This window comes from Maritimibacter harenae, assembly GCF_009882975.1.
Taxonomy (GTDB): domain Bacteria; phylum Pseudomonadota; class Alphaproteobacteria; order Rhodobacterales; family Rhodobacteraceae; genus Maritimibacter; species Maritimibacter harenae.
Window position 1 is genome coordinate 36366 of record NZ_WTUX01000019.1, and the last position, 13771, is coordinate 50136.

14 protein-coding genes and 1 tRNA gene are annotated in these 13771 nt (G+C 65.9%); 4 read left to right on the forward strand and 11 right to left on the reverse strand.

Annotation, left to right across the window (positions count from 1 at the left end; genetic code table 11):
- Positions 1-63: 63 nt before the first annotated feature.
- From yihA to rpmH, 9 genes are all read right to left on the reverse strand, one after another.
- A complete protein-coding gene (yihA, locus tag GQE99_RS14915) occupies positions 64-720 on the reverse strand; it encodes a ribosome biogenesis GTP-binding protein YihA/YsxC (RefSeq protein ID WP_161352441.1) in 657 nt (218 codons plus the stop codon).
- Complete coding sequence (gene yidC / locus GQE99_RS14920; RefSeq protein WP_161352442.1) at positions 717-2555, reverse strand: membrane protein insertase YidC; 1839 nt, start codon at positions 2553-2555, stop codon at positions 717-719. The genes yihA and yidC overlap by 4 nt, the downstream gene beginning before the upstream one ends.
- Before the next feature lie 152 nt (positions 2556-2707).
- Complete coding sequence (locus tag GQE99_RS14925) at positions 2708-4210, reverse strand: GGDEF domain-containing phosphodiesterase (protein WP_235917255.1); 1503 nt, start codon at positions 4208-4210, stop codon at positions 2708-2710.
- Positions 4211-4355: 145 nt separating this feature from the next.
- Positions 4356-5219 (reverse strand): tRNA 2-thiocytidine(32) synthetase TtcA, encoded by an 864-nt coding sequence (gene ttcA / locus GQE99_RS14930; RefSeq protein ID WP_161352444.1) that lies wholly within the window; start codon positions 5217-5219, stop codon positions 4356-4358.
- Positions 5220-5556: 337 nt separating this feature from the next.
- Entirely contained in the window at positions 5557-6378 is an 822-nt protein-coding gene (locus GQE99_RS14935; protein WP_161352445.1) for a LytTR family DNA-binding domain-containing protein, read from the reverse strand.
- A 102-nt stretch (positions 6379-6480) separates the two neighbouring features.
- Positions 6481-7305, reverse strand: a complete 825-nt coding sequence (locus tag GQE99_RS14940) for a hypothetical protein (RefSeq protein WP_161352446.1) — start codon at positions 7303-7305, stop codon at positions 6481-6483.
- 12 nt (positions 7306-7317) lie between these two features.
- Positions 7318-7563, reverse strand: a complete 246-nt coding sequence (gene yidD, locus GQE99_RS14945) for a membrane protein insertion efficiency factor YidD (RefSeq protein WP_161352447.1) — start codon at positions 7561-7563, stop codon at positions 7318-7320.
- A gap of 32 nt (positions 7564-7595) precedes the next feature.
- Positions 7596-8018 (reverse strand): ribonuclease P protein component, encoded by a 423-nt coding sequence (gene rnpA / locus GQE99_RS14950; protein ID WP_161352448.1) that lies wholly within the window; start codon positions 8016-8018, stop codon positions 7596-7598.
- 26 nt (positions 8019-8044) lie between these two features.
- Positions 8045-8179, reverse strand: a complete 135-nt coding sequence (gene rpmH / locus GQE99_RS14955) for a 50S ribosomal protein L34 (RefSeq protein WP_161352449.1) — start codon at positions 8177-8179, stop codon at positions 8045-8047.
- 237 nt (positions 8180-8416) lie between these two features.
- Between rpmH and GQE99_RS14960 the strand changes: the two genes are divergently transcribed.
- From GQE99_RS14960 to GQE99_RS14975, 4 genes are all read left to right on the forward strand, one after another.
- Positions 8417-9130, forward strand: coding sequence for a TVP38/TMEM64 family protein (locus GQE99_RS14960; RefSeq protein ID WP_235917256.1), 714 nt, complete (start codon positions 8417-8419; stop codon positions 9128-9130).
- Positions 9127-10494, forward strand: a complete 1368-nt coding sequence (locus GQE99_RS14965) for a dihydrolipoyl dehydrogenase family protein (RefSeq protein ID WP_161352451.1) — start codon at positions 9127-9129, stop codon at positions 10492-10494. The genes GQE99_RS14960 and GQE99_RS14965 overlap by 4 nt, the downstream gene beginning before the upstream one ends.
- Before the next feature lie 15 nt (positions 10495-10509).
- Positions 10510-11931 (forward strand): sensor histidine kinase, encoded by a 1422-nt coding sequence (locus GQE99_RS14970; protein WP_161352452.1) that lies wholly within the window; start codon positions 10510-10512, stop codon positions 11929-11931.
- 56 nt (positions 11932-11987) lie between these two features.
- Positions 11988-12064, forward strand: a tRNA-Arg gene (locus GQE99_RS14975).
- Positions 12065-12275: 211 nt separating this feature from the next.
- On the opposite strand, the gene GQE99_RS14980 is transcribed toward GQE99_RS14975, so the two are convergent.
- Together GQE99_RS14980 and GQE99_RS14985 are read right to left on the reverse strand one after the other, a co-directional pair.
- The gene (locus GQE99_RS14980) at positions 12276-13334 is read right to left on the reverse strand and encodes a tyrosine-type recombinase/integrase (RefSeq protein WP_161352453.1); all 1059 of its coding nucleotides are present in this window, start codon (positions 13332-13334) and stop codon (positions 12276-12278) included.
- The gene (locus tag GQE99_RS14985; RefSeq protein WP_161352454.1) at positions 13331-13570 is read right to left on the reverse strand and encodes a DNA-binding protein; all 240 of its coding nucleotides are present in this window, start codon (positions 13568-13570) and stop codon (positions 13331-13333) included. The genes GQE99_RS14980 and GQE99_RS14985 overlap by 4 nt, the downstream gene beginning before the upstream one ends.
- Positions 13571-13771 lie beyond the last annotated feature (201 nt).

Genomic DNA, 13771 nt, shown 5'->3' on the forward strand with positions numbered 1-13771 from the left:
GGCAAACGTGTTACGCGGAAGGGGCAAGGGCGGCAAGGGTGACGCTCATCCGCGCGACCTCGCTCAGTCGAGGCTGGCGATGATGGCGCGCAGCGTGGCGATCCCATCGCCCTTTTCCGAAGAGGTAAGGACCAGTTCCGGGTAGGCGGCCGGATGCTTGGAGAGCTTTTCGCGCACCTGCTTCAGCACACGGTCGCGATCCTTGGCCTTCACCTTGTCGGTCTTGGTCAGGACCGCCTGGAAGGTCACCGCCGAGCGGTCGAGCAGCGTCATGATCTCTTCGTCCACGTCCTTCACGCCGTGGCGCGCGTCGATCAGCACGAAGGCGCGGCGCAGCGTGGCGCGGCCCGACAGGTAGGACTTGAGCAGCTTCTGCCATTTCTCGACCACCGGGAGCGGCGCATTGGCATAGCCGTAGCCCGGCAGGTCGACGAGGTAGGGGCCGTCGGTCGTCGTGAAGTAGTTGATCTCCTGCGTGCGTCCCGGCGTGTTCGACGCGCGTGCCAGCCCTTTGCGGCCCGTCAGGGCGTTGATCAGGCTGGACTTGCCCACGTTCGAGCGGCCCGCGAAGCAGACCTCGAGCCGGTCGTCGGGCGGCAGGCCGGACATGGCGACGACGCCCTTGAGGAAGTCGGTCTGACCCGCAAAGAGCTTGCGGCCCGCCTCGCGGGCCGCATCGTCGGGCGCGTCCGCCTCGGGGAAGGGAAGGGGCGTGCTCACCCCTTCTTTTCTTCCTTGGGCTTCTTCTTGAAGCTCGATTTGATGTTGCCGAAGATGTCCGGCTTTGCCCCGTGGCTGCGCATGATCGTGTATTGCTGGATGAAGGTCAGCGTGTTGTTCGCGATCCAGTAGATCACGAGCCCGGACGCGAACCGGCCCAGCATGAACATGAAGACCCAGGGCATCCAGTTCATGATCGTCGCCTGCGTTGCGTCGGTCGGGGCCGGGTTCAGCTTTTGCTGCAGCCACATCGAGACGCCCAGCAGGATCGGCAGGATGCCGAGCGAGAAGAAGTAGATCCAGCTGGTCGGGTCAGGTGCGTCATAGGGCAGGGCGCCGAACAGGTTCAGGATCGAGGACGGGTCCGGGGCCGAGAGGTCGCGGATCCAGCCGAACCAGGGTTCGTGGCGCAGTTCGAGCGTGACGAAGATCACCTTGTAGAGCGAGAACCAGATCGGAATCTGGAGCAGGATCGGCAGACAGCCCGAGGCGGGGTTCACCTTCTCGCGCTTGTACAGCTCCATCATGCCCTGCTGCATCTTCATGCGGTCATCGCCCGCCTGTTCGCGCAGTTTCTCCATCTCGGGCTGGAGTTCCTTCATCTTCGCCATCGACACGTACGAGCGGTAGGCGAGTGGGAAGAGCACCATCTTGATGATAAACGTCAGGCCGATGATGGCCCAGCCCATATTGCCGATGATCGAGTGCAGCCAGTGCAGCACCGCGAAGATCGGTTTGGTCAGGAAGAAGAACATCCCCCAGTCGATCGAGTCGAGGAAGCGGTAGATGCCGTCTTCGTTCTGATAGTCGCGGATCGTGTCCCATTCCTTGGCGCCCGCGAAGAGGCGGGTCGTGACCTCGGTGGTTTCACCGGCGGCGAGTTCGACGGTGGGGAGCCGGATTTCGGTCTGGTAGATATCCGCGTTGGGCACATATTTCACCACCGAGGTGAAGGCCTGCCCCGATTGCGGGATCAGGATCGTCTCCCAGTAATGATCGGTGAAGCCGACCCAGCCGTTCTGCGTGATTGCCGTGGCCTCGGCCGGGGCGTTTTCGCGCGGGTCGAGCTCGAGGTCGGTCACGTCGTCATAGTCGATTTCCGCCAGTTCCTCGTCGGTCTGGCGGATGACGCCCTCATGCAGGATGAAGAACCCTTTGAGATCCTGCGGCTCGCCGTGGCGCGCGACGATCCCGTAGGGCGCCATGCGCTGGGTCTCGCCCGACCGGTTTTCGACCGATTGGGTCACGGAGAACATGTAATCCTCGTCCACCGAAATCGTCCGGCGGAAGGTCATGCCGGCCTCGTTCGTCCAGGCCAGCGTGACCGGGGTCTCCGGCGTGAGCGTGCTGCCCTTTTCGAGCGTCCAGGTGGTGAGCGCGCCGGGCACGTCGTCGCCGCCGAGATTGCCGCCGGGGGCCCAGCCGTAAAGCGTGTAATAGGCGGCTTCGTTTCCGGCCGGCCGCAGCAGCGTCACGGTTTCGGCGCCTTGGTCGAGGCTTACCTGATAGTCGGTCAGGTGCAGGTCGTCGATCCGGCCCCCGACGAGCGAGATGGATCCCGAAAGCTTGGGGGTCTCGATGTCGATGCGGGCGCTTTCGGCAAACGCCTCGGACACGGCCGGGGCCCCGGGCGCGTCGCCCGGGGTGTCACCGGTCGCGTCGGCCGCCGAGGGCGGCGTTGCGGTCTCTTCATCGGCGCCGGGGGCCAGGGTTTCCGCAACCTCCTCGGGCTGGACCGCCTCGGGCTCGGCCGGGGGGAACAGAAACATCCACGCGGTGATGACGACAAAGCTCAACACCGTCGCGATGAGGAGGTTCTTGTTCTGGTTTTCCATGAAGGCCCACCACTGATGTCTCTTTCGGGTCAGGTGGGTTCAAACGCCCGGAGGGCCAAAGGTCAAGCAGTTTTCCCGCGTGGGGCGGCGTGTCGCGGCCCCTTGACGCTTGGTGTTTCGCCCGCTCGAAGGACGGATGCGCGGCTTTTCACTCACCCGGTAGAGCGCCCTTGGCCACCGGCCCCGTGCGTGAGGCGCGGCAGGGTGGAAAGTCGCGCTTCGTGGGCGCGGATCCAGGCCGGGGTGTCCTCGAACGGCATCGGGCGAGCGATGGAGTATCCCTGCACGTGGCCGCAGCCCAATTGGGCGAGCATCGCATGCTCGCCATGCGTTTCCACCCCTTCGCCAAGCGTGTCGAGGTTCAACCGTTCCGCCATCGTCAGGATCGCGGACACCATGTTCTGCTGGTCGCGGTCCGTATCCACCCGGCTTATGAAAGAGCGGTCGATCTTGATGCGGGTCACGTCGAAGCGCCGGATGTTGGCGATCGAGGCATGGCCCGTGCCGAAATCGTCCAGGTCGATGCCGCAGCCCAGCCGCGACAGCGCCGCGATGTTGCGGCTGGTGGTGTCGTCCTCGGATTGTGCGACCACGTTTTCCAGGACCTCGACGACCAGCCGGGCGGGATCCAGGTCGAACCGGTCGAGTTCCCACTGGAGCTTGTCGACGAGGCGTGGGTTGGCGAGTTCGGATGGAGAAAAATTCACGGCGACGTTGGGGGCATGGAGCCCCGCGCGGTCCCAGGCCTTGAGCGCGGTAAGCGTGTGGTAGAGAACCACCTCCCCCAGCCGCTCCAGAAGCCCGGCCTCGGCGATCGCGGGCAGGAAGGCAGCCGGGGCAATGTGGCCCTTCTGGGGATGTTCCCAACGCGACAGCGCCTCGAACCCGCTGAGTTCGCCGGTATCGGTCGACACCTGCGGTTGGAACCAGGGCCGGATCTCACCGTCCTCCAGCGCGCGGGCCACGTCGCGGGCGAGGTTGCCGGGCACGGGCGCGCGTGGGCGCATGCCGCGCGAATAGGCGCGGATCGACCCGGGCCCGGCCCGGACCGCCGCGTCCAGCGCGCTTTCGGCGGCGTCGAGCAGGCTTTCCCCCACCTGGTCCGGCACGCGTGACGGCATCGCGAAGCCGACACAGGTGGTCAGGTGCACGCGCGTGGCGCCCAGCATCACCGGACGGTTCACGGCATACTGCAACCGGCCGGCCAGCTGGATCACGGCCTCCAGGTCCGTGTGGGGCGTGCGCGGGACGGCAATGCCGAAACGGCCCGGGGCGAGCGTGAACGGCAGGTCGTCGTCCCGCAGCACATCGCGCAGCCGCTCGGCGCAGTCGTGCAGGATACTGTCGGTGCCGATCGCGCCGAATTGCGCTTCGAGCGTGCCCGCATCGCAGATCGACAGCACGACGCAGACCGGCGGGTCGCCCTGCGCGTTCGTCCCCCGCGAAAGCCCGCGCGACAGGTGGGCGAGGAAACCCTGCCGGCCGCGTGCGCCGGTTGCCCGGTGCGCGCGCTGCCAGGGGCGCACCGGCAGGAGACCGGTCACCACCAGGAGCCCGGGCAGGGTGAGCGCGATCACCAGGAGCAACCCTTCGCCCCCGAACCAGAATGCGCCGAGCATGACGGCGGGCAGGAAGGCAAGCATCTGGGGGGCCATCAGGCCCGCAAGCCACCTGCGCAATGCAGTGCGCCATTCCGGTGATATGAAGCCCATGTGGTCGCCCCCGGATCACGGGGCCGATTGCCCCCAACGGGGTCGGACCATAGCGGCCACGAGTCAATCGGGCGTTAACGCGGGCGGGTCAGTCCTCGGCCGGGTTCGGACGCACGAGTCCCGCGAAATCGAAGAGCTCCGGGTCGAGCAGGTGCGAGGGGCGGGCGTTCATCAGCGCACGGAACATGACCTGCCGGCGTCCGGGGCTGTTGGCCTCCCAGCCGTCGAGAATCTGTTTTACCTGCTGGCGCTGAAGGCCGTCCTGCGAACCGCAGAGATCGCAGGGAATGATCGGGTAGCCCATGTCGCGGGCGAATTTCTCGCAATCCGCCTCGGCCACGTGGGCCAGCGGGCGGAAGACGAAGAGGTCACCCTCCTCGTTCACCAGCTTCGGCGGCATGGTGGCCAGCCGCCCGCCGTGGAAGAGGTTCATGAAGAACGTCTCGAGGATGTCGTCGCGGTGGTGGCCCAGCACGACCGCGTTGCACCCTTCCTCGCGCGCGATGCGATAGAGATTGCCGCGGCGCAGCCGCGAACACAGGGCGCAGAAGGTGCGCCCCTGCGGCACCTTGTCGACGACGATGGAATAGGTGTCCTCGTACTCGATCCGGTGCGGCACCTTCCGGTCCTCGAGGAATTCGGGAAGCACGGTGGCCGGAAAGCCCGGCTGCCCCTGGTCGAGGTTGCAGGCCAGCAGCTCCACCGGCAGAAGCCCGCGCCACTTCAGTTCGTAGAGCGCGGCGAGCATGGTGTAGCTGTCCTTGCCGCCCGAGAGGCAGACGAGCCATTTCTGCCCGGGTCTGGGTGCCCCCGCCTCGTCACGTTCGACCATGCCGTACTGGTCCACCGCCTCACGCGCCTGGCGCAGGATGCGTTTGCGGAGCTTCTTGAACTCCGTGGTCGAGGGGGCGCCGCGGAACAGCGGGTGGATATCGTCGGACTCGTCGAGCATGGGCGCGGTTTAGGCGGCGCGACCGCGTCTGGCAAGAGAGGGGTGGCACGGCGGGGTTCGATGGAGAATGCATCGGCCCGCCGTGCCGTTTGGGAATGGGCCGCACCGCGCAGCTGTCATGCACGATGCGGCTTTGAAATTGGCGCCGCGCGCTCACGGATGCACGACGCCCATGACCCCGGTTCAATCGGTGCTGCCTGCATGATTTTCCCGCAAATTCGGGTCCGGAGCCACGCCCCGAAACCTACAGTCATTTCAGGGGCTTGTGTGGCGTGTGGAGCGACCGACGCGGAATATGGAGCGAATGACGCGGTTCGTTTCGCCAATTGACCCGGTGTTACGTTTCACGAAGCGACAGGAGCCGGCGGACCGCGTCGACGCGCTTGCGGCTGACCGGAATACGGGCGCCGTCGATGGTCGTGAGTTTCGGATTTCCGCGTTCGAACTGGAACCCGGCCACGCGGTCGCGGGCCACCCAGTGGGAGCGGTGGACGCGCAGCCCCGCGTCCTCGGGGACGAGCGCGGCGGCCTCCGACAGTGTCATCCGGATCAGCTCTTCCCCGGCCTCGGTGATCACGCGCACGTACTGGTTCTCGGCCAGGATGTGCAGCACCCGGCCGCGCACCTCGGGCGACAGGTGCTCCTGCAGCCTGCAGCCCTGGTCGCGGCGGAAGGACCAGATCTGGTCGGGCGTCACGTCGATGCCGGTGTAGGGCAGGAAGACCACCCAGAAGAGGAACAGCCCGATCACGGCCGAGAGCACCACCCACGAGACGATGATGCACGTGTCCCAGAGGAACTCGATCCCGCTCAAAGCCTGTGTTTCGACCAGCGCGAAGGCGGCAGCGAGGATCAGGGCCAGCGGCAGGTAGACCGCGACATGCACACCCAGCACCGGCCATCCTCGGTCGAGCGCCAGGCGAAACGCGCGGGGCAGGACCACGTAGCTGTGGCCCAGGAAGATCACGGTGTCGAACAGGTGGATCGCCGCGCGCTGCCACAGTGGCACGTCCATCAGGAGCCCGCCGGGCACGAAGAACGTGACGAACAACGCGAGTGCCAGCGCCGTCCCGATGCAATAGGGCGAGCGGATATAGCGGCGCAGGACCGTCTCGATTTCCTGACCGCGGGTCGCGCGGTGTGCTGCCTTGCCTGGCATGGTCTGGAATGTGCCCCCTCCGCGCGCGCGGACGCGCGCCAGATGCAGACAATTATCCACGGTAGGGTTTCCCTGTCCATGTTCAATTGCGCGGGGGCGTGTTCAGCGGCGCGCCCGACCGTCGGAGAGCCGCCGGCCACTGTCGAAAAACCGGCGCGCCATCGTCTCGGATTGCAGCGGCGTACCCTTTGCGAGCCGCCTGCAGAAGTCCTTCATCTTGTCGTCGAACATGGTCTGCTTCGTGGCGTTCTGGCGCGGCGGCATGCGCACGTCGTCCGGGTCAATCTCTTCGCCCAGCGCGCGCAGGAGACGTGCGGCCCCCTCTGGCCTGGTTATCTCGGACAGGTCGACGCGGTGGATGTGGACGTTGGGCATGTCGGCGGTGAGGAGCGCATAGTATTCGGCCCGCGCGAAAACCTCGTGCACGTACCACAGCGCGTTTCCGGCCACGCCGTGTTTCATGAACGGGTCCGACCGCACCACCGTGTTGGGATAGCGCGGGTCGAGCGCGAAGAGCCACGTGTAGCCGAAATTGGCGAACTCGAAGCGGTTCACGTAGCTCCACTGGATCTTGAACGTATCGCGGGTGAGGATCACCAGGTGGACCTCGCCCGCCTCGGCCAGCGGCGCGATGTTCTCGACCAGCCCCGCCTTGAACAGGAAATGCGACACTTCGGCATAGCGCGCGGCGGGGCTTTCCAGGACGCGGGCGAGCTTGCGGCGCCAGAAGTCCTGCACGTGCTCCACGTTGCCGACCGAGTTGAAGAAGGTGAAATGGGACGCGTCCGGCGTGTCGACGCCAAGCGCTGTGTAGCCCAGCCGTTCATGGTGGACCTCGGCCCCGGACCAGTTGAGGCGCAGAAGCTCGGTGAGGAACACGGTGCCGGAGCGCCCCGTGGTCAGGGGGAAGAGGAATTGTCGGGGCATCGCGCCCTCCGGTTACCGCTCTTCGCCCTTTCTACCGGGGTCGGGAACCGGGTCAAACCCCGAGCCGCCGAACGGGTGGCAGCGCCCGATCCGGCGCGCGGCCAGCCAGCTGCCCTTGAGCGCGCCGTGCTTTTCTAGCGCCTCGAGCGCATAGGCCGAGCAGGTCGGCTGGTACCGGCACGAATGTCCGACCCAGGGCGACAGGATCATGCGGTAGGCCCGGACGGGCAGGGCGATGATATGGGCGAGCGGCGACATGGGCTGAATATAGGGTGGCCGGGCGGCCAGCGTCAGTCCCTGCGCGATTTGGGCGCATGGAGACGGCCGAGTCCCTGCGCGAGCTCGTCGCGCATCGCCGCGAAATCGCGCGACACGGTGGCCCCGGGGCGGGCGACGAGCACGTAATCCCATCCGGCACGCCCGTGGGTCGCGATCACTTCGCGCGCCAAGGCCCGCATCCGCCGCTTGGCGCGGTTGCGTGTCACGGCGTTGCCGATCTTCTTGGACGCGGTGAAACCGACGCGGGTCACGTCGCCGTCGTCGCGGCGGTCGCGGCCCTGGAGCAGGAAACCCGGCATCGGTGCCTTGCGCGCGCGCGCGCAAGCCAGGAAGTCCGGCCTGTTCTTCAGGGTTTCCAGACGAACGGAAACCGCCGGAGGCGTATCCGCGGATCCGGCCTCATGGCCGTTCGCGGGCGCCTCCGGCGGTGTCATTCCTTGATCCGTAATGTCGAGACCGCTTACGCGCTCAGCGACTTGCGGCCCTTCGAACGGCGCGCGTTCAGGATCTTGCGGCCGGCCTTGGTCGCCATGCGCGCCCGGAAGCCGTGGCGGCGCTTGCGAACCAGGTTCGACGGTTGGTAGGTGCGTTTCATCGCCCATCTCCGTTGGTTCAGGCCGCGAGCGGCCGGTGTTCATCTCAAGCCCCGTAATCCCGCTGGAATCGGGGCGAAATCCTTTGAAGCCCGGTCTATAAGGAGCGTTCCGGCGCAAGTCAAACGCGCAATCGCTGTTTTGAAACATTTCCCTGCGGGGAATCAATGCACCGTGAGGGGGCTGGCGGCCGATCGGCGCGGCGGTCATGTTGCATTGGACCTTTGACGGGAGCACCCATGTCCGCAGATCGCCTCAAACGCCTGCTGCCGCTGGCAGTGATCGCCGTGGTGGCGGTGGCGGGCTACGTGATGTTCGGGGACCGGCTGACCTTCGCGGCGCTTTCCGAGAATCGCGAGGCGCTGATCGCGTTCCGGGACGAGAACTACGCCCTGTCCGTCCTGGCCTTCATTGCCGCCTACACCGCCATCGTCGGCTTTTCCCTGCCCGGCGCGACCATCGCGACGCTGACGGGCGGCTTCCTCTTCGGCCTCTTTCCCGGTGTGTTCTATAACGTGGCGGCCGCCAGCATGGGCGCGCTCATCATCTTCTCGGCGGCCCGGCTGGGGCTGGGCGAACGCCTGGCCGCGCGCATGGAGGCAAGCCCGGGGCGCATCGCGCGGCTCAAGGCGGCGATCGACAAGAACGTCTGGTCGGTGCTCTTTCTCATCCGCCTCACGCCGGTGGTGCCGTTCTTCGTCGCGAACGTGGTCCCCGCGCTCGTCAACGTTCGGACCGGGGTGTTCATCGTCACGACCGTGTTCGGCATCATCCCGGGCGCCCTGGTCTATACCTCGGTGGGCGCGGGACTGGGCGAAGTGTTCGAACGCGGCGGCACGCCTGATCTGGATGTGATCTTCAAACCGTACATTCTGGGACCCATCATCGGCCTCTGCGCGCTCGCCGTTCTGCCGATCTTCATTCGACTCGCCCGCAAGGAGCCCATCGCATGACCCGTACCGACACCGACATCTGCGTGATCGGCGCGGGCTCCGGCGGCCTTTCCGTCGCCTCCGGCGCGGCGCAGATGGGGGCGAAGGTCGTATTGATCGAGAAGGGCGAGATGGGGGGCGATTGCCTCAACACCGGTTGCGTGCCTTCGAAGGCGCTGTTGGCGGCCGGCGCGCAGGGGACGGACTGGGACGCGGCCCATGCCCACGTGCGCCGCGCGATCGACACCATCGCCCCGCACGACAGCCAGGAGCGGTTCGAGGGTCTTGGTTGCACCGTTCTGCGTGCCCATGCCCGCTTTACCGGCCCGCGCACCCTCGAAGCCGGCGGCACCACGGTGCGCGCCAGGCGCTTCGTCATCGCCACCGGTTCGCGCCCCTTCGTGCCGGACATCCCGGGGCTTGCGGACGTGCCTTACCTGACGAACGAGACGATCTTCGATCTGGCCGAAAAGCCCGAGCACCTCGTCATCATCGGGGGCGGGCCGATCGGGATCGAAATGGCGCTCGCCCACCGCCGGTTGGGCTGTTCGGTCACCGTGATCGAGGGCGCGAAGGCGCTGGGCAAGGACGACCGCGAGGCGGCCGAGTTGGTGCTGGCGCGCCTGCGGGACCAGGGCATCGCGATCCTCGAGGACGCCCCTGTCACCGGCGTGTCGGGCAAAGCGGGCCGGATCGACGTCGCGACCGAGGGCGGGCACACGGTCACCGGCACCCATCTTCTGATCGCCGTGGGGCGCAAGGCCAATGTCGAGGACCTGGGGCTCGAGGCCGCCGGTGTCGCCTACACCGACAAGGGGCTCGAGACCGATGCCCGCCTGCGCACCACAAACCGCCGCATCTTCGGCGTGGGTGACATCAATGGCGGCGCCCAGTTCACCCATGTCGCGGGCTACCAGGGCGGGGTCGCGATCCGGCCCGCCGTGCTGCGCCTGCCGGCCCGTGCGCGCACCGACCACATTCCCTGGTGCACCTACACGGACCCTGAGCTTGCGCATGTCGGTCTCACCGAACCGGAGGCGCGCGCGGTCTACGGCGGCCGGCTGGAAACCGTGCGGGCCGAGTTTTCCGGCAACGACCGTGCGATCGCGACCGGAGACACCGAGGGTTTCATCAAGGTCCATGTCGCGGGGTCGAAGCCCGTGGGAGTCACCATCGTCGGCAGGAACGCCGGCGAATTGATCGCGCCGTGGTCGCTCGCACTGTCGCAGGGGCTCAAATTGTCGGCGATTTCCGGGATGGTTCTGCCCTATCCGACGATGTCGGAAATATCCAAGCGCGCCTCTGGGAACTTCTACTCGCCAAGACTATTTGAAAATGAAACACTGAAGCGTGTGGTCCGTATTCTCCAGAGGATCGTGCCATAGGCCGATAGGGACGAGATGCATTTGAACTCGCTTTCGGGTCGGTTCCTCATACTGACCGTCGCATTCGTGATGCTGGCGGAAGTGTTGATCTTTGTCCCGTCGATCGCGCGCTTCCGGGACGACTACCTGCAGAACCGGCTGGAACGCGCGCAGATCGCGTCGCTCGTCCTGCTTGCCGACGACATGATCGACGCGGAGCTCGAACAGGAGCTTCTGCAGAACGCCGAGGTGTTCAACGTCGTCCTGCGCCGCGACGAGGCGCGCGAACTCATGCTGTCCTCGCCGGTGCCCGGCCCCGTTGCGATGAGCATCGACCTGCGCGACGAGAGCGCGGTGATGATGATGCGCGATGCGCTCGCCCGCCTGATCAACCCGGACAACGAGGTGATCCGCGTGATCGGCGACCCGGTGCGCGAGGGCGGGCTCGTGATCGAGGTCACGATGGAGACCGCGCCGCTGCGCGCGGCAATGCTGGAGTACGGCCAGCGGATCCTTCTGCTGTCGGCCCTGATCTCGGTCGCGACGGCGCTCCTCCTGTTCCTCGCCGTGCGTCGGCTCATGGTGCGGCCGATCAAGAAGGTCGTGCACAACATGATGGGCTTCGCCCGCGCGCCGGAGGATGCCCGCCAGATCATCGCGCCGTCGTCGAACGTGCGCGAGCTGCGCGAGGCGGAGGAGGCGCTTCACGACCTGCAGGAGCAGCTCTCCGGCGCCCTCAAACAACGCGAACGGCTGGCCGCGCTGGGCGGTGCCGTGGCACGCATCAGCCATGACCTGCGCAACATCCTCACGACCGCACAGCTCTTCGCCGACCGGGTGGAGATGAGCGAAGACCCGGGCGTGCAGAAGGCGGTGCCAAAGCTCATGGGCTCGATCAACCGCGCCGTGAACCTGTGCGAATCGACCCTCGCCTTCGGCCGCGCCGAGGAGCCCGCGCCGCGGCTCGACCGATTCCCCTTGGCCAACGTCGTCGCAGACGTGATGGACAGCGAACGGCTGGCCTCCGGCGAGGACGACCTGTCCTATTCCGAGGACGTGCCGGCCAACCTCTCCGTGCGCGCCGATCCCGAGCAACTCTACCGCATCCTGCGCAACCTCGTGCGCAACGCCCGCCAGGCGATCCAGGGCACGGGAAAGGGGGGCGAGATCATGGTTTCGGCCTTCGAGGCGCCCGACGAATGGACGATCCGCGTCGAGGACACCGGCCCGGGCCTGCCGCCCAAGGCACAGGAGCTCTTGTTCCAGCCTTTCGCGGCCGGCGGGCGCAAGGGCGGCTCGGGCCTGGGCCTTGCCATCGCGGCCGAACTGGTGCGCGGCCACGGCGGCCGGCTGGAGCTCGAACGTACCGGGCCGGAGGGCACGACCTTCGCGATCCACCTGCCCCGTGGGCTGGAAACCCTGGCCGACCCGACGGCAACCGCGGAAGCGGCACAATAATTCCCCGAATGCCTCTTGCATCGCCCCGACACAGACGGTAGATCGCGTCCTACCGCGCTCTGGTAGCTCAGCTGGATAGAGCACTTGACTACGAATCAAGGGGTCGGGGGTTCGAATCCTCCCCAGAGCGCCACATCTCCTCCAGAAACTCTTGCTATGCAGGGTATCGGCCGATTTCCTGTCTAAGAAATCGGGGTGTTAGACAATTCCGGTCCGCGCGGAATTTTTCCCGTGACCGCGATGCCTGCCGATTCCGCCGGAAAAATCTGCTTGGGGGTTGCGCATGCGCAACGGCCCCACGCGTGCGCGCGGGGCCGTTGGCCTTTCTTTCCGGTGCCGTGACCTCAGTAGAAGTTGCCGGTGTCCAGGACGGACAGGATCTTCTTCTGGTCGGCTTTGCGCGTGTAGCGCTCGACCTCCTTCAGGCTCTCATGTCCGCTCCAAGCTGCGATCTGGTGCACGGTCGCGCCGTTCTCGGCATGCAGGATCATGCGGCTCTTTCGCAGACCATGCGATGTCAGCCCGGGGGGCAGCCCGGCTGCCCGCGCGGCCTCCGAGAACCAGCCCGGGGCGGCCTTTGCAGACCGTTGCTCGCCGAGTTCCGTTTCGAGAAAAGTCTCACCGGGCTGGTTCATCGCATTGATCGCGCGTCTGAAGTGCTCGAGGTCGCTCGCCACGGCAAACCGCGGCAGCGCGCGGTTGACCGGGACAGCGACCTGCCCCTTGGTCTTCTGCTGCACGTATTCGAGCCAGCCATCGTCGCTGATGTCTTTCCTGCCGAGATGCACCGCATCCGAAATCCGGCAGCCAAGCCAGAAGCACAGCTCGAACGCGAGCCGCTGCTTCGTGCCGATCGCCCAGTGGTTTCGGAACTGTTGGATCTGCGCGGTGGTCCACGGCGTGTGTCCGTCCGTTTTCGGTGCCTTCACCTTTTTCACATCGACACTCGGGTTCGACTGGATCAGTTCGAGGTCGTCGACGGCGAAAGCGCCGAGCGCGCGCCACGTCTTCAGCCGTTCATTTGCAGGATTCGGCGCCATCGCCCGCATCTGCGCCTTGATGTGGATGCTTCGAACTTTGCGAAAGGGGGCTCGTGCGATCGCACCATCTTTGTCCCGGAGGAGCCGCAGGATGTCGTTGCGGCGGACCCCCTGATAGCTCTTTGAGAGCCCAAGGAACGTGTGCGAGTTCAGGTATTGCCGGGCCACATCCTCCACCGAATTCTTTGCAACGATTGTCTTCGGCTGCATGTTCGCGAGGCCGTGTTGGGCGGCGAAGTATGCATCGAGGAAATCCGGATGATCTTCCGGCAAATGGCCGGGCAGGGGTGTGTTCGTCGCGCGGTGGTAGACGTAGTATTTGCCGCCGACGCGATAGCGCTTGAGCCCCTTTAACTTCTTCACTCCGCCGCGATCCCGAAGGCCCTGTCCACTTCGCTTGTGTCTTCCCATCCCTCGTCTCCTTCATAATCGAGCGCATCCGCCCAGGCGTCCAGATCGCGAATGTCGAAGAGAAAGTTTCCGCCGGAAATCTTCCGCGGAATCCCGAGCGTGCGCAGTTTGCTCGGGGAAACCCCGATGTAATACGCCGCAGCGGTTTCCTGCATCATCCGAGGTGCGAAAGCGAAATTCTTCGACATGTGCGTCCGGGGTTCGTGTTGCTGTTCTCCGGGAACGTGTTGCGATCCGCGTCGCGAAAGAAACGCTGGTGCGGAAATACAACACAAATTTTTCAAGGCACTGATTTCATGTGAATTTTTTAGCCCCCACCTCTGTAGAGGCGGGGGCGCCCAGTCTTCCCGCTCGCACAGCCCCAGCGCGGGAACTACCTTGGACGGACC

Coding starts and splice junctions, on each gene's coding strand:
- GQE99_RS14970 (WP_161352452.1), top strand. CDS start 10,510: ATGCATTTGAACTCGCTTTCGGGTCGGTTCCTCATACTGACCGTCGCA.
- GQE99_RS14985 (WP_161352454.1), bottom strand. CDS start 13,570: ATGTCGAAGAATTTCGCTTTCGCACCTCGGATGATGCAGGAAACCGCT.
- yidC (WP_161352442.1), bottom strand. CDS start 2,555: ATGGAAAACCAGAACAAGAACCTCCTCATCGCGACGGTGTTGAGCTTT.
- rpmH (WP_161352449.1), bottom strand. CDS start 8,179: ATGAAACGCACCTACCAACCGTCGAACCTGGTTCGCAAGCGCCGCCAC.
- yidD (WP_161352447.1), bottom strand. CDS start 7,563: ATGTCGCCGCTCGCCCATATCATCGCCCTGCCCGTCCGGGCCTACCGC.
- GQE99_RS14925 (WP_235917255.1), bottom strand. CDS start 4,210: ATGGCCCCCCAGATGCTTGCCTTCCTGCCCGCCGTCATGCTCGGCGCA.
- GQE99_RS14960 (WP_235917256.1), top strand. CDS start 8,417: ATGTCCGCAGATCGCCTCAAACGCCTGCTGCCGCTGGCAGTGATCGCC.
- GQE99_RS14940 (WP_161352446.1), bottom strand. CDS start 7,305: ATGCCCCGACAATTCCTCTTCCCCCTGACCACGGGGCGCTCCGGCACC.
- ttcA (WP_161352444.1), bottom strand. CDS start 5,219: ATGCTCGACGAGTCCGACGATATCCACCCGCTGTTCCGCGGCGCCCCC.
- GQE99_RS14935 (WP_161352445.1), bottom strand. CDS start 6,378: ATGCCAGGCAAGGCAGCACACCGCGCGACCCGCGGTCAGGAAATCGAG.
- GQE99_RS14965 (WP_161352451.1), top strand. CDS start 9,127: ATGACCCGTACCGACACCGACATCTGCGTGATCGGCGCGGGCTCCGGC.
- rnpA (WP_161352448.1), bottom strand. CDS start 8,018: ATGACACCGCCGGAGGCGCCCGCGAACGGCCATGAGGCCGGATCCGCG.